At 67.9% G+C, this 20245-nt stretch carries 20 protein-coding genes, 1 tRNA gene and 1 pseudogene; 10 read left to right on the forward strand and 12 right to left on the reverse strand.

Features of this window, described 5'->3' with window-relative positions:
• Positions 1 to 138 precede the first annotated feature (138 nt).
• On the reverse strand, positions 139 to 711 hold the full coding sequence (locus FBT96_RS10255; RefSeq protein WP_136906324.1) for a response regulator transcription factor: 573 nt from the start codon (positions 709 to 711) through the stop codon (positions 139 to 141).
• Positions 698 to 1960 (reverse strand): sensor histidine kinase, encoded by a 1263-nt coding sequence (locus tag FBT96_RS10260; protein WP_136906326.1) that lies wholly within the window; start codon positions 1958 to 1960, stop codon positions 698 to 700. The genes FBT96_RS10255 and FBT96_RS10260 overlap by 14 nt, the downstream gene beginning before the upstream one ends.
• A gap of 126 nt (positions 1961 to 2086) precedes the next feature.
• Here FBT96_RS10260 and FBT96_RS10265 point away from each other — a divergent pair, with 126 nt between their 5' ends.
• The 3 genes from FBT96_RS10265 (at position 2087) to ribD (ending at position 4171) form a co-directional block, all read left to right on the forward strand.
• Positions 2087 to 2455: a hypothetical protein gene (locus FBT96_RS10265; protein WP_136906328.1), complete on the forward strand. Its 369-nt coding sequence runs from the start codon at positions 2087 to 2089 to the stop codon at positions 2453 to 2455.
• A 160-nt stretch (positions 2456 to 2615) separates the two neighbouring features.
• Positions 2616 to 3083, forward strand: coding sequence for a transcriptional regulator NrdR (gene nrdR / locus FBT96_RS10270; protein WP_136906330.1), 468 nt, complete (start codon positions 2616 to 2618; stop codon positions 3081 to 3083).
• On the forward strand, positions 3080 to 4171 hold the full coding sequence (gene ribD, locus FBT96_RS10275; RefSeq protein ID WP_136906332.1) for a bifunctional diaminohydroxyphosphoribosylaminopyrimidine deaminase/5-amino-6-(5-phosphoribosylamino)uracil reductase RibD: 1092 nt from the start codon (positions 3080 to 3082) through the stop codon (positions 4169 to 4171). The genes nrdR and ribD overlap by 4 nt, the downstream gene beginning before the upstream one ends.
• On the opposite strand, the pseudogene FBT96_RS10280 reads toward ribD, so the two are convergent.
• The 3 genes and pseudogenes from FBT96_RS10280 to FBT96_RS10290 all read right to left on the reverse strand — a co-directional run bounded on the left by FBT96_RS10280 (position 4168) and on the right by FBT96_RS10290 (position 8674).
• Positions 4168 to 6178, reverse strand: a pseudogene (locus FBT96_RS10280) (capsular polysaccharide biosynthesis protein). The gene ribD and the pseudogene FBT96_RS10280 sit on opposite strands and share 4 nt — an antisense overlap.
• Positions 6178 to 7314 carry a polysaccharide biosynthesis/export family protein gene (locus tag FBT96_RS10285; RefSeq protein ID WP_455769541.1) on the reverse strand — a complete coding sequence of 379 codons (1137 nt, stop codon included), beginning with the start codon at positions 7312 to 7314 and terminating at the stop codon, positions 6178 to 6180. Before FBT96_RS10285 ends, FBT96_RS10280 begins: the two are co-directional and overlap by 1 nt.
• A 73-nt stretch (positions 7315 to 7387) precedes the next feature.
• Positions 7388 to 8674, reverse strand: a complete 1287-nt coding sequence (locus tag FBT96_RS10290; protein ID WP_136906334.1) for a capsule biosynthesis protein — start codon at positions 8672 to 8674, stop codon at positions 7388 to 7390.
• Between the two features lie 212 nt (positions 8675 to 8886).
• Between FBT96_RS10290 and FBT96_RS10295 the strand changes: the two genes are divergently transcribed.
• The 5 genes from FBT96_RS10295 to FBT96_RS10315 all read left to right on the forward strand — a co-directional run bounded on the left by FBT96_RS10295 (position 8887) and on the right by FBT96_RS10315 (position 12128).
• Entirely contained in the window at positions 8887 to 9477 is a 591-nt protein-coding gene (locus FBT96_RS10295; protein WP_136906336.1) for a riboflavin synthase, read from the forward strand.
• Complete coding sequence (gene ribB, locus FBT96_RS10300; RefSeq protein ID WP_136906338.1) at positions 9474 to 10607, forward strand: 3,4-dihydroxy-2-butanone-4-phosphate synthase; 1134 nt, start codon at positions 9474 to 9476, stop codon at positions 10605 to 10607. Before FBT96_RS10295 ends, ribB begins: the two co-directional genes overlap by 4 nt.
• 1 nt (position 10608) lies before the next feature.
• Positions 10609 to 11124, forward strand: a complete 516-nt coding sequence (locus tag FBT96_RS10305) for a 6,7-dimethyl-8-ribityllumazine synthase (protein WP_136906340.1) — start codon at positions 10609 to 10611, stop codon at positions 11122 to 11124.
• 25 nt (positions 11125 to 11149) lie between these two features.
• Positions 11150 to 11647: a transcription antitermination factor NusB gene (gene nusB, locus FBT96_RS10310; protein ID WP_136906342.1), complete on the forward strand. Its 498-nt coding sequence runs from the start codon at positions 11150 to 11152 to the stop codon at positions 11645 to 11647.
• 127 nt (positions 11648 to 11774) lie between these two features.
• Complete coding sequence (locus FBT96_RS10315; protein ID WP_136906344.1) at positions 11775 to 12128, forward strand: hypothetical protein; 354 nt, start codon at positions 11775 to 11777, stop codon at positions 12126 to 12128.
• Between the two features lie 295 nt (positions 12129 to 12423).
• Here FBT96_RS10315 and FBT96_RS10320 read toward each other — a convergent pair whose 3' ends face one another.
• On the reverse strand, positions 12424 to 12771 hold the full coding sequence (locus FBT96_RS10320; protein ID WP_013068768.1) for a DUF6404 family protein: 348 nt from the start codon (positions 12769 to 12771) through the stop codon (positions 12424 to 12426).
• A gap of 97 nt (positions 12772 to 12868) precedes the next feature.
• On the opposite strand from FBT96_RS10320, the gene FBT96_RS10325 reads away from it, so the two are divergent.
• On the forward strand, positions 12869 to 13312 hold the full coding sequence (locus tag FBT96_RS10325; RefSeq protein ID WP_136906346.1) for an MmcB family DNA repair protein: 444 nt from the start codon (positions 12869 to 12871) through the stop codon (positions 13310 to 13312).
• On the opposite strand, the gene FBT96_RS10330 is transcribed toward FBT96_RS10325, so the two are convergent.
• Positions 13309 to 13533 (reverse strand): DUF6324 family protein, encoded by a 225-nt coding sequence (locus tag FBT96_RS10330; protein ID WP_136906348.1) that lies wholly within the window; start codon positions 13531 to 13533, stop codon positions 13309 to 13311. The two genes, FBT96_RS10325 and FBT96_RS10330, sit on opposite strands and share 4 nt — an antisense overlap.
• 120 nt (positions 13534 to 13653) lie before the next feature.
• Between FBT96_RS10330 and FBT96_RS10335 the strand changes: the two genes are divergently transcribed.
• Positions 13654 to 13730: transfer RNA gene (locus FBT96_RS10335), tRNA-His, on the forward strand.
• Between the two features lie 82 nt (positions 13731 to 13812).
• Here the strand turns inward: FBT96_RS10335 and FBT96_RS10340 are convergent.
• The 5 genes from FBT96_RS10340 to efeU form a co-directional block, all read right to left on the reverse strand.
• Positions 13813 to 15912, reverse strand: coding sequence for a sensor histidine kinase (locus tag FBT96_RS10340; protein WP_249306429.1), 2100 nt, complete (start codon positions 15910 to 15912; stop codon positions 13813 to 13815).
• Between the two features lie 150 nt (positions 15913 to 16062).
• The gene (efeO, locus tag FBT96_RS10345; RefSeq protein ID WP_136906350.1) at positions 16063 to 16866 is read right to left on the reverse strand and encodes an iron uptake system protein EfeO; all 804 of its coding nucleotides are present in this window, start codon (positions 16864 to 16866) and stop codon (positions 16063 to 16065) included.
• Between the two features lie 15 nt (positions 16867 to 16881).
• Positions 16882 to 18180 carry an iron uptake transporter deferrochelatase/peroxidase subunit gene (efeB, locus tag FBT96_RS10350; protein ID WP_136906352.1) on the reverse strand — a complete coding sequence of 433 codons (1299 nt, stop codon included), beginning with the start codon at positions 18178 to 18180 and terminating at the stop codon, positions 16882 to 16884.
• Between the two features lies 1 nt (position 18181).
• On the reverse strand, positions 18182 to 19318 hold the full coding sequence (locus FBT96_RS10355) for a cupredoxin domain-containing protein (protein WP_136906354.1): 1137 nt from the start codon (positions 19316 to 19318) through the stop codon (positions 18182 to 18184).
• A gap of 4 nt (positions 19319 to 19322) precedes the next feature.
• Positions 19323 to 20153, reverse strand: coding sequence for an iron uptake transporter permease EfeU (gene efeU / locus FBT96_RS10360; protein WP_136906356.1), 831 nt, complete (start codon positions 20151 to 20153; stop codon positions 19323 to 19325).
• Positions 20154 to 20245: the final 92 nt, after the last annotated feature.

Consider the following 20245-nt stretch of genomic DNA (forward strand, 5'->3'; position numbering starts at 1 on the left):
GGGGGTGTCCCCCCCCCGCCGGTTGGGGGGGCGGGGGGGGGTTTGCCCCGGGGGGGCCCCCCGCCGCCGACCCGCCGGGGGCTTCGCCCCCGGACCCCCAGCGTATTTTGGCCAAGAAGAAACGGGGTTCGAAGCGGATCAGTCCTCGAAATCGACCATGCCGCCGAGGTCTTCGCCCGCGGCCTTGCGGGCGGCGAGCTTGCGCGCCAGGGTGCGGCGGTGCATGCCGAGCCGTCGCGCGGTTTCCGAGACGTTGAAGCCGGTCTCGGCCAGCGTGCGCTGGATCAGCTCCCATTCCTGCGCCTTCACGCCGATCTGCGGCGCCTCGATTTCCGGCATCGCCATGCCGGCCTTGTGCGCGAAGGCGGCCTCGATTTCCCGCGCCGTCGCGGGTTTTGCCAGATATTGCGTGGCGCCAAGCTTGATCGCCTCGACCGCCGTCGCCACGGCGGCAAAGCCGGTCAGCACGACGATGGCGGGCGGCGGATCCAGCGCCGCCAGCGCCTTGACGACGCCCAGCCCCGAGCCCTCGGCCAGTTTCAGATCGACGAGCGCATGGGTCGGTTTGATCCGCGCGGCCAGCGCGATGGCGCTGTCTTCGCGCAGCGCGATGTGCACGCCATAGCCGCGCCGGGTGAAGGCGCTGGCCAAGGTTTCGGCCAGATGCGGGTCGTCTTCGACGATCAGCAGGCAGCGGTCAGGGGCGGGCATCGGCGGGCTCCTCGGTCTGCGGGCGGTCGAGCAGGGGAAAGGCGATCTCCACCTCGGCGCCGGTGGCGGTGTTGCGCAGGCGCATCCGGCCGCCGAGGCGGTGGATGGCATTGCGGGCGAGAAACAGGCCAAGACCGCGGCCGGGCGCCCCCGTGCCCGAGGCGAAAGGGGTGCCGGGCTGCGACAGGACGCGGTCCGGAAAGCCCGGGCCGCGATCGGCAAGGCGCAGGATCAGCCGGTTTCCCGCCCGCGCCAGCATGGCGGTGACGGTGCCGGGGGCGGCGCTTTCGGCATTGTCGAGCAGGTTGATCAGCGCCGCTTCCAGGATCGAGGCCGAGAGCATCTGCCCGCCGCGCAGGCCGGGATCGCTCTGCACCGGCACCCGGGCGCGGCCGCGTGCGCCCGACCAGAGCGCGAGGATGCGGCGGATCTCGGCTTCGGCGGGGACGGCGGCGGCGGTTTCCAGCCGCTCGCGCCCGGCCGCCTGCAGGGTGCGGGTGACGATGGCGCGGCAGCGGCGCGTCTGCGCGACCATCGTTTCCAGATCCTTTTGCCGCGCCGCCCCCTCGGGCAGGCCGACCTCGGCCCAGTCGTCGAGCGTCACCGCGAGCGTCGTCAGCGGCGTGCCCAGCTCATGCGCCATGCCCGAGGCGAGAAGGCCGAGCCCCGCCAGCTGATCCGCCTCGACCTTGGCGCGGCGCAGCTCCTCGATGGCGCGGTCGCGCGCGGCGACGGTCAGGCGCAGCCGCAGCACGAACCAGGCCATCAGCGTCGAGGCCAGCCCGAAGGCCGGCACCAGCGCCGCCCCCGTCACCGGGCCAAGGACGACCAGCGCCGCGACGCAAAGATTGGCCAGCGCATGGATCGGCAGCGCCGAGCGTGGCGTGCAAAGCGACAGCGCCAGCAAGAGCGGCACCAGCAGCAGCATCGAGAGCGGGCTGGCCGCCGCCCCCGCCAGCGCGATCAGCGCCGCCAGCGTCAGCGTGTCGATGCCCAGCTGCAGCGCCAGCACCGCATCGGGCAGCCGGGCGTCGCGGCGCACCGCCAGCGCGATGATCAGGTTGAAGCCCCCAAGCCCCGCGATCACCAGCGCCATCCGTGCCAGCGGCAGATCAAGTCCCAGCACCCGCGCGGCAAAGACCGTGGCGGCGATCTGACCGGCAATCGCAAGCCAGCGGATCTGCACCAGCAGCCGCCCGGTCTCGCGCAGGGCGCGGGTTTCGCTGTCGCTGGGATCGGGGCGGTGCATGGGGCCTGCGCAAGGACGAGTCGGCACAGGATGCCGCATCGCGCGGGCCGGGGCAACCGCACCGCATTGCCCCTTGCCCCCGTCGTGCAGGCTGCTACCGTGGGCCAGGATTTTCACGAGGTTGCCATGCCGTTTGCTTCCCTCCGCCCTGCCTGTCTGCTGTTGCTGCCGCTTGTTCTGAGTGCCTGTGTCGAAGGCCTGCCCGCCGATCCGAAGGCGCCGCGGATGTCGCAAAAGGGCACCTGTTTCGCCTATGTCACGGCCGAGCCCGGGGGGCTTTTCGCGCTGGTGAGCGGCAAGGGCGATGGCACGCTGGCGCCGGTGGGGCAGAAGTCGAAGCCGATGGCGGCTGCGGCGGTCGATGCGGCCTTCGCGAAAGAGGTGCAGGTTCTGGGCATCATGCCCGAATGTCTGGCCGTCTACGCCCGGGATCGGTCCGCCGCGCAACCGGCCGCGCTGACGACCGCCCCGGTTCCGGCGGCGCCGAAGGCCTGAGCCGCCGCGGCGGGGGCTGAGTCCGCGCCGCCACAGTTCCGGCCCCGGATCTGGTAGTGGCAGATTTGCGCTACCCGATCCCTCGGCCTCCCCCTATAGTCCTGTGGATAACCGGGGCGACAGACCCCAAATGAGGCGGTAACATGAGAGGGGGGACGCCATGCGCTGCCCGTTTTGCGGCAATGTCGATACGCAAGTGAAGGACAGCCGTCCGGCCGAGGATCATGTGGCGATCCGGCGGCGTCGGTTCTGCCCGGCCTGCGGCGGTCGCTTCACCACCTATGAACGCGTGCAGCTGCGCGATCTGGTGGTGATCAAGACCTCGGGGCGGCGCGAGGATTTCGACCGCGACAAGCTGGAACGCTCGATCCGCATCGCGATGCAGAAACGCCCGATCGACCCCGAGCGGATCGATCAGATGATCTCGGGGATCGTGCGGCGGCTGGAAAGTCTGGGCGAGACCGACATTCCCTCGCGCGCGATCGGCGAGATCGTGATGGAGACGCTGGCCCGGATCGACACCGTGGCCTATGTGCGTTTCGCCAGCGTTTACAAGAACTTCCAGGCGGCCGACGATTTCGACAAATTCGTGTCGGAGCTGCGTCCGCATCCCGGAGATACCGAGTGACCGAGGCCGACAGCCGCTTCATGCGGCTGGCGCTGACGCTGGCCGGGCGGGGGTTGGGCAATGTCTGGCCCAATCCCGCCGTCGGCTGCGTGATCGTTCAAGGGGGGCGCATCGTCGGGCGGGGCTGGACCCAGCCGGGCGGGCGGCCGCATGCGGAACGCCGGGCGCTGGATCAGGCGGGCGACGCCGCGCGCGGGGCCACCGCCTATGTGACGCTGGAGCCCTGCGCCCATCATGGCAAGACCCCGCCCTGTGCCGAGGCGCTGATCGCGGCCGGGGTGGTGCGGGTGGTCTCGGCGCTGGAAGATCCCGATCCGCGGGTCTCGGGGCGCGGCCATGCGATGCTGCGCGCGGCCGGGATCGCGGTGACGACCGGGGTGCTGACGGCCGAGGCGCGGGCGGCGCAGGCGGGGTTTTTAAGCCGGATCGAGCGGGGGCGGCCTTGGCTGGCGCTGAAGCTGGGCGCCAGTTTCGATGGCCGGATCGCTTTGGCGAGTGGCGAAAGCCAGTGGATCACCGGGCCGCAGGCGCGCGCGCAGGTGCAGGCCTTGCGGGCGCGGTTCGATGCGGTTCTGGTCGGCGGCGGCACGGCGCGGGCGGATGATCCGCTGCTGACGGTGCGCCATTTCACGCCCTTGCGCGCGCCGGTGCGGGTGGTGGCGTCGCACCGTCTGGATCTGCCGCGCGGGCGGCTGGCGGGATCGCTCGGGCAGGCGCCGGTATGGCTCTTGCATGGGGCCGAGGCCCCGGCGGAGGCGCGGGCGTTCTGGGCCGGGATCGGGGCGGAGCTGATCGAGGTGCCGATGGGCGCTCCGGGTCTGGATCCGGCGGCACTGCTGGCGGCGCTGGGGGTCCGCGGTCTGACCCGGGTCTTTTGCGAAGGCGGCGGGCAGTTTGCGGCAAGTCTGATGGCGGCAGGTCTGGTCGATGAACTGATCGGCTTCACCGCGGGCGTGGTGCTGGGGAGCGATGCGACGCCCGGCATCGGCGATCTCGGTCTGACGCGGCTGGCCGCGGCGCCACGCTATCGGCTGGACAGCCTGCAACCGATCGGCGGCGATGTGCTGGCGCGCTGGCTGCGCGCCTAACGCCAGAGGAACGCAAACCCCGAAAACAGCCCCTGCAGTTTTGCAAGGCTCCGGTTCAGCGGGCCCGGGCGGGGCAGGGGGCCATGGGCGAGACGCTCCAGCACCACCTCGGGCGGGCAGGGGCGGCGGGTCACCGGGTCAAAATAGCGCGGATAGGCGATCAGCGCGGCGTGCACCAGCTGCGCCAGCGTGGGCCGCGCCTTGCGCCGGTCGGGCACCGGGCCGAGGTCGCGGGTGAGCCCCCAGCCCGCATAAAAGGGCGCTCCGGTCACCGTGACCTTCTTGCCGCGAAGCAGGGCCTCGAAGCCCAGAAGCGAGGTCATTGTCCAGACCTCGTCCACGGCCTCGATCAACGTCACCGGGTTCGATTTGTGCAAGACCTTGTTGGCAAAGCGCAGGGCCTCGGCTTCGGGAACGGCGCCCGGCCGCAACCCGGCCTCCACATCAGGGTGAGGTTTGAAAAGAATGATCGCGTCAGGGTTGTGGTGGCGTGCCAAGGCCAGCAAGGTCAGATTTGTGCAAGTTTCGCCCGCGCCAAGGCGGATCGAGGCATCGTCCTCGACTTGCCCCGGAACCAGAATACGGTGGCCCGGCGGCAGATCGGGACTATCTCCGTCAAGGTTGTATTTTGACAGTTTGCCCCTGCGCAAAGCCGCGATCAGACGCTCGGCGCGGGCAAGGCCGCCGGGGGGCGGGGGGCGCGAAATCAGATCTTCCAGATCCGAAGGCCGGGTCGGATCGAAATAAATGCCCTGCGCATCGGTGACCAGCGACAAGGGCGGCACCAGATCGGCGCCAAGCCCCTTGGAGCGCAAGAACCCATCCTCGACCCGCAGCGCGGGGGCGGTGAACCCGGGTGGTTCCTTGCCCGCCCAGATCAGCAGGTTGCGGCCGCTGGCCTGCGCCACGGCGGCGGCGCGGTCAGGCGGATCGACGAAGCGCAAGGGCTTTTCGGTGCCGAAAAACTGCTGCAACGGGCGGCGTTTCCACAGCCGCATGCCGGTGGCGACATGGCCCGCACGATCGGCGCGGAAGGCGCGGACCTCGGCCTCCAGCTGATCGACGGCCTCCTCGAAGCGGCAGAGCCGGCCGCGGCAGGGGTCGACCCAGGTCGGCGCCAGAATGTGGCTGACGGCAAAGATCTGCGCCCGGGTCAGGCGACGGTTGCGCCGCGGAACCGGAGTTTCATCAAGGCTCAGCCCCCAGCCCGCATAAAAGGGCTGGCCGAAGACGCGCGGCCTGTGACCGGCCAGGATCGCCTCGTAGCCCAGGGCCGACGACACGGTGTAGACCGCGATGGCGCCTTCAAGCAACGCCCAGGGCGAGACCGGATCGGTCAGAAGCCGGGTCCGGGCGTCCTGATGCGCGGGCCCGTAATGGCCCGGGCGCAGGCCCGCGCGGGTCTCGGGATGGGTCTTGATCACGATCCGCGCGCCGGGGTTTTCGATCTGCGCCACGGCCAGCATCTCGCGGAAGGTGGCGGCGGTTGCGCCGCCATGCGCGATCGCGGCATCGCCCCGGGTCTGGTCGATCACCAGCACATAGCCCGGCGCGGGGGGCGGCAGGGCTTCGTCGAAGTCATTGTATTTCGACAGGTTCAGCGCCTTCAGCCGGGCGATGCCGTCGCGGGCGCGATCCAGAAGCGCGGTGTCGTCCAGCGGATCCCGCGCCAGCAGACGCTCCAGAAGCGAGGGCGTCGCGGCGTCGAAATGCACGCCGAAGGGATCGATGAACAGGCCAAGCGGCCCGCCCGCGCCCCGCGCCCGCCCCGGACGGACCGAACGCAGGAAGGCATCTTCAAGCCGCACGAGGCCGACGCCGCGCCGCCACCGCCTCGCCGCGGGTGGAATGGGGCGAGCGGCCCCAGACCACGACGCGATCGCGGGGCCCCGGCAGGCCGAGATGCAGGCTGTAACCCGCCGCGCGCAGGATCGCGCGCAGCCGCGGTTGCCACAGAAACCCGGCCGTATAGGGGAAGAGCCGCCGGGAGGGATCTTCCGCGGGCATCAGTTCCCGGAGGCGACGTTGTCCAGCGAACTTGCGGCCGTGGCCGAGCCGGTCAGCGCCGAAAGCGATTTTTGCCACTGCACGAAGGGCGCTTCGGTGACATAGACGGTGTCGCCGTCGCGGATCACGAAATCACGCGCCAGGAACATGCCGTTCGGCTCGGTCAGGTTGAGCACATAGACCATGCGCTGATCGCCGACGAGATCGTTGCGGCCCAGCACGACCCGGGCGATTTCCGCGGGTTCGTTGCGGAAGACGAAGACGCCCTTCGGATCGGCGGTGTTCGAGGACAGGCCGCCCACCGTGGCGATGGCCTCGAGCGCCGACAGCGTTTGCGTCTCGAAGGGCACCCGGGCCTGCGCCCCGGTGGCGCCCAGCGAGGTGAAGGCGCGGGTGTCTTCCTCGACCAGGATCACGTCGCCCGCGCGCAGCGCGATGTCCATCTTCGGGTTCTTGTAAAGGTCGGTCAGCCAGACCGTGCCCTGTTTGCCGCCGCGCTTGACGGTGATCTTGGTGATCTCGGGCTTGATCGTCACGCCGCCCGCCCGGGCGATCATCGACGAGAGCGTCCGCGTCGGCCGTTCGATCGCATAGACGCCCTGCCCGCCGACCGAGCCCATCACCGAGACGGTGGAGCCATCCCCCGCCGTGCGGGCAATCAGCACCTGCGGATCGGGGGTCTGCGCGTCAAGCTTTTCCGTGATGATCTTGCGCAGCGCATCGGGGGAATTGCCCGCCGCCTTGATCTTGCCGGCATAGGGCACGAAAATGTAGCCCGCGCCATCGACCTGCACCTCGGTCAATTGCGTTGCGGTGGTGCCCTGCTGCGCCAGAAGTCCGTCATCGACGTTTTCCCAGATCGTCAGCTGCAGCGTGTCGCCCGGGTTGATCGTGTCCGACCCGACGACGCCCGCAGTCTGGAAGCTGGAGGAAAAGCCGAGCGCCGGTTGAACCGCGGTCGCCCGCGCCACATGGTCATCGACGGTGACGACGAAGGCATCGCCCCGCCGCATCACCGAACCGGCGAAGATTTCACGCTTGTTCGGGCCGGGCCGGGGCAGGCCACAGGAGGCAGTGCCAAGAAGCACCGCCGAAAGACCCAGCAACAGGGTCCTGCGGGGAAAAGTCACGCTCACTGCTCGGGCTCCTCTGGGGATTGCCTTGTTTTTCCGCCACGATAGCGGTGTGGCGGCAAAATTTCCAGCGCGATCACGTCACCACGCGCAACTGTTGCCTTGGTGCCGCTTTGCCCGCGCTGAGGCTGTCATAGGGATCTTCGGGCGACAGCATCATGTCGACCACCTGCCGCAACAGGATGCGCCGCCCGCGCGCGGAATAGAAGCCGCCCGGAAGTTGCGACGTCTCCAACAGGTAGTGGCGATAATCGCGATAGCCCCGCGTATCTGGTCTTTGCGGGCTGGCAAAGAATTCGGGCAGCGGCTGGGTCGAGACGAATTCCGGCTTGTCGAAGACGGCCCGGCCAAAGGCCTTGAGCGGCAGCCCGCGCCAGAGCACCTGTTGCGCCGCGGTCGAATTCACCGTCACGGCGGAGCGCGCCTGCGCCAGAAGTTCCGCCAGCTTGCCGCCGCGGATGAAATGCACCCGGCCCTGCAGCCCGTGCCGGGTGGTGGCGGCCTTGATCGTCTGCGCGATCGGCGCGCGGCCGTCTTCCAGCGGATGCGCCTTGAAGACAAGGTGATGGTGGCGCGGCGCGCCGGTGGCAAAGCCGGTCATCACCAGATCGATGAACTCGGTCTGGCTGGCGAAGGGCGAATGCATGCGGAACGAGGCGTCATGTTCGAGCTGCAACAGCACCAGATGGATCGGATGGCCCGAGCCCCGCACCCGCCGCGTGGCGCGCATCCGTTCCAGCGCCTGCACCGGCATCAGCACAAGACGGCGCAGGTAAAGCCGGAATTCGTCAAAGACCGTGACGCCCCGGTGCGGGGTGAAATTGCGATAGCGCCGGTTCTGCACCATGACGAGGAAATGATAGAGCGCGCCATAGAACACATGCTGGCGCATGTCGCCCCAGCGCGGCGGGGCCTCGGGGAAGTCGATCTCGCTTTCACGCAGCGCGGCGCGCATCTGCGCGACCGAGAGCGTCATCAGCCGCGAATGGCCATTGGCGCCGCCGCGTTCATAGGTGATCCAGTAGGGGCGCAGGTAGCCTTCCTCGAAGACATGCACGGTGACGCCCGCGGCCCGCGCGGCGGCGATCGCCTGCGCATGGACGGGCCGCGTGTCGCCGTAAAGCACCAGATCGGTGACGGATTTTTCCCCGATCAGCCGTGCGATCCGCGCGGGCCAGAGGTCCGGGGGGGCGTCAAAGCGGATGTAGCTGGCCGGATCGGCCCAGAATACCTCGTCGCCGCGGTTGAAGCCCACCCGCCAGACCTCGGCCCCGGCGGCGCGCAGCATCGCACCCAGCTGGCGAAAGAACGGCCCGTGCGGACCTTGCAGCAGAAGGAAGGTGCGGGGGCGAAGGCTGGTCATCGGGCTCACGGTGAAGACGCCTCCTTTTGGCCCCTCGCTTGCAGGGTGTCACGACAAATTGCGTGCCGCCCCGGCGTTTTGGCGGCAAAACCGCGGCACCGCGACGGCGGGCCGCATTTTCGCGCCGCGGCTGTGCACCCAAGCGTCGGGAGCAAGCCTTGCGTGCCGGGCCCGTGCAAGCTAGGCAGGAAGAAATCACGGTAGGGAAAGCCATGTTCACCGGAATCGTCACCGATCTGGGCGAGATCGTCGCCCTTGAAAACACCGGCGATCTGCGCGCGCGGATCCGTTGCGGCTATGACATGGGCTCGGTCGAGATCGGCGCCTCGATCGCCCATGCGGGGGTCTGCCTGACCGTCATCGCGACGGGGGCGGACTGGTATGACGTGCAGATCTCGGGCGAGACGGTCAGCAAGACCAATCTGGGCGGCTGGACGATCGGCAAGCGCATCAACCTCGAACGCGCGCTGAAGGTGGGCGACGAGCTGGGCGGCCATATCGTCTCGGGCCATGTCGATGGCGTGGCGGAAATCACCGCGCTGCGCGACGAGGGCGAAAGCACCCGCTTCAGCTTTCGCGCCCCCGAGGCTTTGGCGAAATACATCGCGCCCAAGGGCTCGGTCGCGCTCGACGGGGCGTCGCTGACGGTGAACGAGGTGGACGGCTGCAGCTTCGGCATCAATATCATCCCGCACACCAAGGCGGTGACCACCTTTGGCACCGCCCGGGTGGGCGACAAGGTCAATCTGGAAATAGACACGCTGGCCCGGTATGTGGCCCGGCTGACGGAGTGGAAGGCATGACGAACCCGGTGGACAAAGCTGGCAATCACGAAACCCCGGGTCCGGTGGAGCAAAGCTACCGCGATGCGATGTCCTCGATCGAGGAGATCATCGAGGATGCCCGCAACGGCAAGATGTTCATTCTGGTGGACCACGAAGACCGCGAGAACGAGGGCGATCTGATCATTCCGGCGCAGATGGCCACGCCCAATGCGATCAACTTCATGGCGATGCATGGCCGCGGGCTGGTGTGCCTTGCGCTGACCGCCGAGCGGATCGAGGCTTTGGGCCTGCCCTTGATGGCGTCCTCGAACTCCAGCCGCCACGAAACCGCCTTCACCGTCTCGATCGAGGCGCGCGAGGGGATCTCGACCGGGATTTCGGCGCATGACCGCGCCCGCACCGTCGCCGTGGCGATCGATCCGGGCAAGGGCCGTCAGGACATCGCGACGCCGGGCCATCTGTTCCCGCTGCGCGCCCGCGATGGCGGCGTGCTGGTCCGCGCCGGGCATACCGAAGCCGCGGTCGACATCTCGCGTCTGGCCGGGCTGAACCCCTCGGGCGTGATCTGCGAGGTGATGAACGAAGACGGCACGATGGCGCGTCTGCCCGATCTGATCGCCTTTGCGCAGAAACACGGGCTGAAGATCGGCACGATTTCCGATCTGATCGCCTATCGTCGCCGCTACGACCATCTGGTGCGGGAAACCGCGCAGCGGGCGGTGCAATCGGACTTCGGCGGCGACTGGTCGATGCGGATCTTTGCCGACCAGACCGAGGGCGCCGAGCATATCGTTCTGACCAAGGGCGACATTTCCGGCCCCGAGCCGGTGCTGGTGCGGATGCATGCGCTGGATCCGCTGTCGGATGTGCTGGGGCTGCGTCCGGGCAAGATGAACGATCTGGGCCGCGCGATGGAGGCGATCGCCGCCGAGGGCCGCGGCGTCGTCGTGCTGTTGCGCGAAACCTCGGCCAAGATGCCGATGCCGGGCGAGGCCTCGCCGCAGACGTTGCGCCAATATGGTCTGGGTGCGCAGATTCTGCTGGCGCTGGGCATCAGCCATCTGAAACTTCTGACGAATTCGCCGAAACCCAAGGTGATCGGCATCGAGGGCTACGGGCTTTCGATCGACGAAACCCGGGGGTATTGAGATGGCGGCGAACGAGAACCACTACACCCTGCCGCTGCCGGTCTTTGACAAGCCGGTGAAGCTTTTGATCGTCGTCGCGCCCTATTATCGCGATATCGCCGATTGGATGATCGCGGGGGCGCAGGCGGTGGCGGCCAAGGCCGGGGCCGAGGTCGAGATCGTCGAAGTGCCCGGCGCGCTTGAGGTGCCCACCGCCATCGGCATGGCCGAGCGGCTGGGCGACTACGATGGCTATGTGGCGCTGGGCTGCGTGATCCGCGGCGAAACCACGCATTACGACACGGTCTGCAATGACAGCTCGCGCGGGCTGATGATGCTGGGCCTGCAGGGGCTGTGCATCGGCAACGGCATCCTGACGGTGGAAAACCGGGCGCAGGCCGAGGCCCGGGCGAAGCCCGAAGATCAGGACAAGGGCGGCGGGGCGGCTGCTGCGGCCTTGCATCTGATCGCGCTCTCGCGCAAATGGGCCACCCGGACGCAGGGAATCGGCTTCCGCCCCGCGGGCGAAACCGTCTGACCGGGCCACCGAAGGATCGCATATCATGACCGAGACCACCCCCGAGACGCCCCGCAAGCCGAGCCCGGAAGAAAAACGCCGGATGCGTTCGGCCGCCCGGCTTTATGCCGTGCAGGCGCTCTTCCAGATGGAAGCGGCGGGGCAGGGGGTGGATCGCGTCGCCCGCGAATTCGAAAGCTTCCGGTTCGGCATGACCACCGACGAGGGCGAGGAACTGGCCGAGGGCGATTACGACCTGTTCCGCCGTCTTCTGGATGATGCGGTGATGTGGCAGGCGAAGATCGACCAGACCACCGACCGCGCGCTGGTCGCCGCCTGGCCGATCGAGCGCATCGACCCGGTGCTGCGCGCGCTGTTCCGCGCTGCGGGGGCCGAAATGGTCAACCCGGCGACGCCGATCAAGGTGGTGATCAACGAATTCGTCGAGGTCGCCCGCGCCTTCTTCCCCGAGGGCAAAGAGACGAAATTCGTCAATGCCGTGCTTGATCACATGGCGCGCGACGTCCGCCCCGAGGCGTTCTGACCGAGTCGCGGCGCCGTGAGCGCCGCTTTCGCCAATATTTTGTGACGGAACTGCGGCAAAACGGCAAATTTGCGGTTTGAATTCCGCCAGACTGCGCTAGAATGATTCCAACGACGGAGGAATCGTCATGCCGGAACTCGTTCGTCTTTACATTCGCAACGTGATCGTCGGGGCCGGGCTGTCGGCGCTGTTTGTCGCCTTGCTGCTGGGCTTCGATGTCGCGCATCTGCGGCATCTGATCCTTGGCTCCGACATCGGCTATATCGCCGCGGGGCTGCTGTTCGTCTTCAACACCGTGGTCTTCTCGGGGGTGCAGTTCGGCATCTCCGTGATGAACATGGCCGAAGACGATCTGCCCCCCGGGGGCGGCAAGCGCGATGCGCTCCTGCGCGCTGACATGGCGGCCGAGCTGATCGCGATTCCGGTGCCCGTGCGCGCCGAAAGCCGCGCCCGCCGCCAGCTGGGTCGCAACCCGCGCTGAGGTTTCCTGGCGACAGTTTCTCGAAGACCTCCGGACGACGAAAATCCCCCTGCCGCAAGGCGGGGGGTTTTCCATTTCCGGCTGTCATGAGGTGGCGGAAACCGCAGCAACCGTGGGGGCGAGATTTCCCGAGAGCCTGACAAGTCAGGTGGGTGCCAGATACAGAGGCCAGGGCCAAAGCAGAGCCAGCTCCCTCGGAAATAGTTATCGGCCACTGGAAAAAGGCCCCGTTCACGCGAAGAGCAGTAACCGCCAAGGCCAAGATAGGGGCAGGGGGCCGCGGCGGCAAGGGCGGTTACAGATCTTCCCAGCGGCTCAGCTTCACCGATTGCCAGCGCCGCAGTTCATAGCCGAGCATCAGCATCGAAAACAGCGCCACCGTCATCACCGTCGAAACGACGGCCTCGCCCGGCTCGATCGGCCGGTCTTTCCAGCGCAGGAAGAAATTCGCCGTGGTCCAGATGAAGGCATAGGGGATCGCATAGGCGCTCATCCGCACGCCGAGCGGCAGATAGGGCCAGGGCCGCGCCTCACCGCCGAAAAGCCGCATCACCCGGTCCTGGATCGGATGCGGCAAGCCCCGCAATCCGAGCGCTTCGAGTTCGGCCCGAGCGGCGGCCAGGCGGCGTTGGTAGTCTTCCATGGTGCAACCTTTGATGGTTTTGCGGTTCATGTTTGCCGTGCGGAACGGGCGCGTCAACCCTCTCGACAGGTGTTCATGCTTCGTTCATAGCTTGCGCATGGCAAACGATCTTTCTCCCGGTCACCTTCTGGCGCGCGGCGTGTGCCGCTGCCTGATGGATCACGGCTTCGCCTGTCTGCCCGAGGTCGTGCCCCGTCCGGGTCTGCGGGTAGACGTGATGGCGCTGGGCCGCAAGGGCGAAATCTGGGTGGTCGAGTGCAAATCCTCGCGCGCGGATTTCACCTCGGACCGGAAATGGCAGGGCTATCTGGATTATGCCGACCGGTTTTTCTGGGCGGTCGACACCGATTTCCCGGTCGAGATCCTGCCCGGGGAGACGGGGCTGATTCTGGCCGACCGCTTCGGCGCCGAGATCCTGCGCATGGCGCCCGAGACGAAGCTGGCCGCGCCGCGGCGCAAGCTCGTGCTGCAGGGATTCGCCCGCACCGCCGCGCTGCGGCTGGCGGGGCAGACGGATCCCGGGCTGTCGTTTCAGGCCTAGCGCTTGCCCCTGGGTTTGCCGCCCTTCGCGGCGCCCTCGGTGATCGACCGCGCCATCTCGGCCGCGTCCATCAATTCGCGGGCGATTTCCTCGGCCTCTTCGGGGTCGAAGTCGAAGGGCAGCTCGAACCCCTCGCCCGAGACGAAGATTCGCACCATTCCCTGATCGGTGGGGCCGATCTGCAGATCGCCGGCCATGTCATTTTCGTCGTTGATGCCCATCGGAGCCTCCATTTTGCCCGTGCCTAGCCAAACTGCGACGGCGGGGCAAGCGGCGGAGGTGGAAAGAGGTCGTTTCCCCCCTTGCATTCCGCCGCGCCGCCCGCTAAATGCCCCCTCAGTGCCGCCTTAGCTCAGTTGGTTAGAGCGCTGGATTGTGGATCCAGAGGTCCCCCGTTCGAGCCGGGGAGGCGGTACCACTCCCCGAAAAGAGAATGACACGATCGCCGCAGGATCTGCGGTTTTCTTTTGCCGATGTCTTCCGGGGCGTCGCGCCGCGCGTCACTGCGGGCGGCACGGGATGCGCAGGGTGAAGGTGCTGCCCGCGCCCGCCGCGCTGTCGAAATCAAGGCCGCAGCCCGAGACCTCGGCGAAGCGCTTCGCAATGGCAAGGCCGATGCCCGCGCCGCTGATCGTGCTGTTTTCATGGCCCAGCCGGTGGAAGGCCTTGAACACGCTGTCGCGATGCTCGGCGCCGATGCCGACGCCGGTGTCGATGATCCGCAGCGGCAGGAAACCGTCGTCCTGCGGGTCGATCCGCAGTGTCACCTTGCCGCCGGGCAGGTTGTATTTCACCGCATTCGACACAAGCTCGTCGAGGATGCGGCGCAGGATCTTCGCATCGCCCCGCAACGGCGGCAGCGGGCCCTCGGGCCAAGCCAGATCCAGCGTGATCGCCCGTTTCTCCGCCTCGGCGCGGTGGCTTTCCAGCGCGGCCTCCAGCAGCGGCCGCAGCGCCAGCGGTTCATTGCTCAACGCCAGATCCTGACGCTCGATCCGGCTCAGATCCAGCACCACATCGACCAGCCGCACCAGATCCCAGCCCGCCGCGGTGATCGCCCGCAGCTGATCGAGCCGCGCCCCCTCCAGCCGCTCGCCCTCGCAGCCTTCGAGCAGATCGGCATAGCCGATGATCGCATTGAGCGGCGTGCGCAGCTCGTGGCTCATCGCCGAGAGGAAATTCGCCTTGGCCCGATTCGCGGCATCGATCTTGTCGCCCATCCGCACCAGATGCTCGCCCACCTTCTGCAATTCCTCGATCGCCGAGGGCGGGGTCGGGGGCAGGGTGCCGCCATCCGAAATCACCGCCATCCGGCGTTCAAGATCGCCAAGGGGCTGCGCCACCCGGTCGCTCATCGTCGCGGACCGGCGCCACAGAAAGGCGAAGAACCCGGCATAGAAGACCAGCAGGATCCCGACCATCCCCTTGGAGACGAAGGCCAATTGGCTGCGCAGATCGCTGGAGGCGGCCAGCACGCTGTCTTCGCTCGCCAGCACGAGAAGCGACCAGTTCGGCCCCGCCACCTGCGCCCAGGAGGCGATCATCGGCCGTCCAAGGTCGACGCGCCGCACGCCCTCGGGCGTGGCGCGCATCGCCGCGGCCAGTTCGGTCAGCATCGGCTTTTGCAAGATGTTGAATTCCGCGGGTTTGAACGTGTCCTTGAGGATCGCGTCCTTGTAGCTGTGCGCCAGAAGCTCGCTCAGGCCCAGATCGGCTTCGCCCTTTGGCGGCAGCGCCAGAATCGTGCCGTCGCGGCCGACAAGCACGGCATAGCCCTCGCCCGGGATGCGGATATCCAGCACGCGCTGCACGATGGTCCCGATGGTGACATCGATGCCCACGACGGTTTCGAGCCGGTCCGCGCCGTAGACCGGCGCGATTGCGGAGACCATCCAGCCGCCGCCCGCCGGATCGACATAGGCGTCGGTCCAGACCGGCTTGCGGTCCGGGTTATGGGCGGCATCGGCCTCGTAATAGAAATTGTAGCTCGGGATATCCATTTTCGGCGGATAGATCGCGCGCACGTCGAGCCAGGGATAGATCCGGTTCAGGCTGTCCCGGGTGTTCAGATAAAGCTGCGCGATCAAGGGGTCGCTGTCCCTGATCGCGCGCATCAGCGGGTCGAGCCGCGCCGTGCGCCAGACCTTGTCCCGTTCCGCCGCGCCCACCGGGACGATGCCGGAATAAAAGACCGCCGCGCCGCCGGTGTCGCGCAGGCTGTGAAAGGCGCCATCGGGGCTGAGCGCGTGATTGTCCTTTTCCGCCTGCGAGACCGTGGCCGGGGTCTGCAGCGCGCGGCCGGTTTCCTCGGCAAAGATCCGGGTCATCGCCGAGATCGAGGCGAGCCGATGCGCGATGATATTCGCCTCGCGCAGGGCGGCGTCGCGGACGGTATCGGTCGAGATCCGGGTGATCGCGGCGGCGGAGCGGTCATAGACCACCTGGCTGGTGCCCCAGTAGATCGCGACAAAGCCGAATTCGATCAGCAAAAGCGGGATCAGCGCGGCCTTGACATAGGATCGCCAGAGCCAGGCCTTGAGCGGCACCGCGCCTGTGGCCGGGGGGGGCGGGCCCGGCTTTTCTGCTGTCATCTGGGCCATCACGGGTGTCCCGGTTCGGTCGATTCGTCCCGTTATAGTCCGATCTGTTTCCGATTCCCTGAACAGCCGTCCGCCGCGTCGGAAAATGGCCGCAAAAAGGAAAAGCGCCCCCCGAGCCGGTCGGGGGGCGCTTCGCATCGGGCCGGTCGGTCAGCTCAGGCCAAGCCGGGCGCGCAGGGTGGACAGGTCTTCGGCCAGCGTGTTGACCAGCGCGGAAAGCCGCTTGCGGTCGGCGTCGGTCAGTTTCTCATAGCTCACGAAGCCCTCGCCCTCGCGGTATTTTCCAAGCGTTTCGTAGACCTTGGCGAAATTGCCCTCGACCGAGGCGACGAAAGCGCGGTCCTCGACCATCGGGCCGAAGAGATCGACGATCTTCTTCGCGCCGTCGAAATTGCCCTGAAAATCCCACAGGTCGGTGCGGGAATAGCGGTCTTCCTCGCCCGAGATCTTCGTCGCCGCGACCTCGTCCATCAGCACCGAGGCGCCGCCGACCACCACCGCGGGCGGGAAGGTCAGCCCGTCGATGCGCTTGGCCAGTTCCGTCACATCGGCTTCCAGCTTGTCGGCAATGGCGGTGACGTGATCGGTCTTGCCCTCGACCCACAGCGCGTATTCGAGCCGGTGAAAGCCGGTAAAGGCCGGATCGGCCTCGGCTTTTTCGTAATCGTCGGCGCGGGCGTCGATCGGCGCATCCAGATCGGCGAACAGCTCGGCCACCGGCTCGATCTTTTCGTAGGACAGCCGCGTCGGCGCGAACAGCGCCTTGGCCTTGTCGATCTCGCCCGCCTTCACCGCGGCGACGAAGGCCTGGGTGTCGGTCACCAGAGCTTCGGTGTTTTCCGACACGTAAAGCTTGTACTCGGCGATCGGCGCCACAAGATCCAGCGTCGCATCGGCGGCGGCAAGGGGCGTGGCCAGCACGGCCAGCGTGGCGGCCAGGGACAGCATTTTCATCGGGTTCGTCCTTTCTTACGTCTTCTGCGGGGCGTGGCCGATGGCGTCGATCAGCTGACGGCCGAGGTGATCGTCGGGCCCGGGGCCGAAGCCCGGCAGGGCGAAGAAATAGCCCCCGCCCACGGGTTTGATATATTCTTCAAGGGGTTCTCCATTCAGCCGGGTCTGGGCGGCGATGAAACCATCGGTCAGGCTGGCCTGCCAGGCGATGAACAGAAGCCCCTGATCAAGCTGGCCCGATTTCGTCACCCCGTTCGAATAGTTGAAGGGACGGCGCAGCATCAGATGCCGCTCGCCCGCGTCGCGCGGATTGGCAAGGCGAATGTGGCTGTCCAGCGGCGTCGCCGCGCCCTCGGCGTCGGCGGCGTAATCGGGCACGTCCGCCTCGGTGCCGTCGCGCTTGTCGAGCGGTGCGCCGGTGATGCGGGTGCGCCCGAAGATGCGCTCCTGTTCCGCAAGCGGCGTGCGGTCCCAGCGTTCGACGAAATTGCGGATCAGCCGCACCGCCATGTAGCTGCCGTCCTTCGCCCAGGCGGGCTCGGTGGTGTCATGCACCCAAAGCACGCGCTCCATCAGCGCCGCATCGGTGCTGTCAGGGTTCGCCGAGCCATCGCGGAAGCCCAGGAAATTGCGCGCACTTTCCACGACGCCCGGGGCTTGCGGCGCAATCACCGGCACATTGCCCTCCTGTTTCCAGCGCAGCACCAGCTGATCGGGCAGGTTCTTGATCAGATCGCGCAGCGCATGGATGATGGTTTCCTGCGTGTTGGCGCAGATCTGGATCGCAAGATCGCCGTGGCACAGATCGGGGTTGAGCGCGTCATTCGGAAAGCCGGTCATCCGGGTCAGCTGCGCCGGGCGCAGCGGGGCCAGCCAGGGATGCGCGTCAAAAAGCGACGCCCCCAGCGCCACCGTCACCGTCAGCGCATCGGGGCGCAGCTCGGGGCCAAGGATGCCGCTGTCGGCGGGCGGCAGGGCGGGGTCCAGCTCGGGCACCTTGCCGCCGCTGGTCAGAAAGGCGATGCGTTCGGTCAAGCGGCGAAAGAGCCGCTCCAGATCGGCGGGGGTGTCGACGATCACGTCGAAGGCGGCGACCAGACCCCAGGCCGGCCGGGCCGTGACGATCCCGGCCTGAAACCGGCCGAAGGGCGCGATGCGGTCGGCGGCCGAGCTGGCGCCCGCCTGCGGCGCGGCGGTCAGCGCCGAGGCCTGCGGGGCGGTCTCGGCCCGGGCCAGACCAAGGCTGAAGGGGCAGGCGGCAAGGCCGAGGCCAAGACCGCCCAGAACGGCACGGCGCGAGGGGGAATGGGTCATCTCAGGGCTCCAGTCCAAGCGTGGCATTGATCCCGGCCAGGGCCTCGGCCGCGGCGGCAAGGGCTGCGGCATTGGCCTGCCGGTCGAGGGGAACGGCCGCGGCGGCAGCATGGGCGGCCGCGAGGCGGGCGGTGACGCGGACCGCCTGCGCCGGATCGGCGGCGCTCAGCAGCGGGTCGAGCACGGCGCGGGCGCGGTCCAGCGTGTCGAGGGCGGCGGCGAGCAGCAGATGATCCTCGCCCGCATAGGGGGCCAGGTTTCCCGCCGCGATGGCATCGGAAAGGCTGCGGGCATAGCGGGCGGCATCGGCGGCGATGCCCGCGGGCGTGCCGTCGAAGGCCTTGACGCGGCTTTGAAACGCCGTCGCATCCTTGGTCAGGGCCGCGGCCACCGGGGCAAGGCCCGCCAGCGAGGAGCGCGCGAACAGCCCGTATTCAAGCCGATGCAGGCCGGTGAAGGCCGGGTCGGTCTCGCGTCCGGCCAGCCAGGCCGCCTGCGGTGCGATGCGGTTTTGCAGATCGGCCGCCTGTGGCGCCACGGTGCCAAGGCCGGCCCATTCCGCCGCGGCCCGCATCCAGGCGGTCTTCGCCGCCGCCAGATCGCCCGCCGTGATCGCCTGTTCCAGCGCCTGCGTGGCGCGGGCGAATTTCCCCGCCGCCTTCATCAGCTGCACCTTGCGTTCGGAGAGCGGCCCGATCAGCTCGCGCAGCGGCGGCGCGGCGGTTTCCGCGGCGCTTTCGGCCGTCGCCAGCACGGTCAGCGTGCCGCGCGGGTTCGACAGCAGCCCGCAGGTGATGTCATAGACGCCGGGTTTCAGCCGCTCGCTCAGCACCGAGGAAAACCCGGGGGCGATGTTTTCGCGCTCGGCCACCACCATGACGCCGTTCAGGATTTCCCATTCCACCGGCCGGTCCGAGGCGTTGCGGATCAGGAAGCGGGTCGGACCCGCGGGCACCTCGATCGCCATCGGCTCGCAGGCGGTGGCGGTGACGGTCACCGGCACGGCGCCCTCGGTCTGCGGCTGGTTCTGTGCCGAGGCGAGCCAGAACAGCGCGACGCCGCCAAGGACGAGCAGGCCGCCGGTGCCCAGAAGCAGCGGAAGGAGGCGCCCGGAGGGCGCTTGCGCGGGGATGGTCATCGGATCAGGCCTTTTGCGGAAGAAGGGCGGGGGCAGGGCGCAGGAACAGCGGCAGCGTCACGGCGAGGAAACCGGCCCAGAGGCCCACTTCGCCCAGGGTCGGGCTGTCGTGATAGCCCAGCAGCGCCGACAGCACCGTGCCCGGGATCGAGGCATTCGGCAGGGTCTGGCTCAGATCCCAGGCGGGGGTCTGCAACGCATTCCAGAGCCCGGCTTCATGCAGGCTGCGCAGCGCCCCCGACAGCAGCCCCGCGGCGACGAACAGGATGAACAGCCCGGAAAAACGGAAGAACCGGCGCAGATCCAGCCGCATGCCGCCGGAATAGATCCCGAAGCCGAGCGCCACCGAGATCGCGATGCCCGCCAGCGCCGAGAGGGGGGCGGCCGGGCCGGGACTTTGCTGGAAGATCGCCAGCAGGAAGAAGACCGATTCGAGGCCCTCGCGGGCGACGGCAAAGAAGGACATCGCGATCAGCGCCCAGACCGTGCCCTGACCGGGGGCGGTGTCGAAAGCGGCGTCGATGCCGCTTTCGAGCGTCGCGCGGATCGAGCGGGCGGCGGCGCGCATCCAGAACACCATCCAGACCAGCACGGCCACGGCGATCAGCGCCACCGCGGCCTCGAAGCCTTCTTGCGTCTTTTGCGGGAAGCCCGCGTGCAGGAATTGCAGCCCCGCGCCGACGAACAACGACAGCGCGACGGCAAAGAGCACGCCCACCCAGATCGCCCCGATCCAGGCACCGCGGCCGGTGCGACGCAGATAGGCGGCGATGATGACGACGACAAGGGCAGCTTCGAGCCCTTCGCGCAACATGATCAGAAGCGGGGCAAGCATGGTCTCTCATATCCTTATTTATTTTGTCGGATATGCGGGGCGATAAAAATAGTCAAGATACATCTTTTGCGCCCATCGGAGGGAGGGCGGGG

The sequence above is a fragment of the Rhodobacter capsulatus genome (assembly GCF_005144475.1).
Classification (GTDB): domain Bacteria; phylum Pseudomonadota; class Alphaproteobacteria; order Rhodobacterales; family Rhodobacteraceae; genus Rhodobacter; species Rhodobacter capsulatus_C.

Excerpts from the sequence above, each read along its gene's own strand:
- FBT96_RS10355 (WP_136906354.1), bottom strand. The coding sequence starts at position 19,318 with ATGACCATCCCCGCGCAAGCGCCCTCCGGGCGCCTCCTTCCGCTGCTT.
- FBT96_RS10290 (WP_136906334.1), bottom strand. The coding sequence starts at position 8,674 with ATGACCAGCCTTCGCCCCCGCACCTTCCTTCTGCTGCAAGGTCCGCAC.
- ribB (WP_136906338.1), top strand. The coding sequence starts at position 9,474 with ATGACGAACCCGGTGGACAAAGCTGGCAATCACGAAACCCCGGGTCCG.
- efeO (WP_136906350.1), bottom strand. The coding sequence starts at position 16,866 with ATGAAAATGCTGTCCCTGGCCGCCACGCTGGCCGTGCTGGCCACGCCC.
- FBT96_RS10315 (WP_136906344.1), top strand. The coding sequence starts at position 11,775 with ATGCCGGAACTCGTTCGTCTTTACATTCGCAACGTGATCGTCGGGGCC.
- efeU (WP_136906356.1), bottom strand. The coding sequence starts at position 20,153 with ATGCTTGCCCCGCTTCTGATCATGTTGCGCGAAGGGCTCGAAGCTGCC.
- nusB (WP_136906342.1), top strand. The coding sequence starts at position 11,150 with ATGACCGAGACCACCCCCGAGACGCCCCGCAAGCCGAGCCCGGAAGAA.
- FBT96_RS10320 (WP_013068768.1), bottom strand. The coding sequence starts at position 12,771 with ATGGAAGACTACCAACGCCGCCTGGCCGCCGCTCGGGCCGAACTCGAA.
- FBT96_RS10260 (WP_136906326.1), bottom strand. The coding sequence starts at position 1,960 with ATGCACCGCCCCGATCCCAGCGACAGCGAAACCCGCGCCCTGCGCGAG.
- FBT96_RS10305 (WP_136906340.1), top strand. The coding sequence starts at position 10,609 with ATGGCGGCGAACGAGAACCACTACACCCTGCCGCTGCCGGTCTTTGAC.
- FBT96_RS10340 (WP_249306429.1), bottom strand. The coding sequence starts at position 15,912 with ATGGCCCAGATGACAGCAGAAAAGCCGGGCCCGCCCCCCCCGGCCACA.
- FBT96_RS10325 (WP_136906346.1), top strand. The coding sequence starts at position 12,869 with ATGGCAAACGATCTTTCTCCCGGTCACCTTCTGGCGCGCGGCGTGTGC.
- FBT96_RS10330 (WP_136906348.1), bottom strand. The coding sequence starts at position 13,533 with ATGGGCATCAACGACGAAAATGACATGGCCGGCGATCTGCAGATCGGC.
- nrdR (WP_136906330.1), top strand. The coding sequence starts at position 2,616 with ATGCGCTGCCCGTTTTGCGGCAATGTCGATACGCAAGTGAAGGACAGC.
- efeB (WP_136906352.1), bottom strand. The coding sequence starts at position 18,180 with ATGACCCATTCCCCCTCGCGCCGTGCCGTTCTGGGCGGTCTTGGCCTC.
- FBT96_RS10295 (WP_136906336.1), top strand. The coding sequence starts at position 8,887 with ATGTTCACCGGAATCGTCACCGATCTGGGCGAGATCGTCGCCCTTGAA.
- FBT96_RS10255 (WP_136906324.1), bottom strand. The coding sequence starts at position 711 with ATGCCCGCCCCTGACCGCTGCCTGCTGATCGTCGAAGACGACCCGCAT.
- FBT96_RS10265 (WP_136906328.1), top strand. The coding sequence starts at position 2,087 with ATGCCGTTTGCTTCCCTCCGCCCTGCCTGTCTGCTGTTGCTGCCGCTT.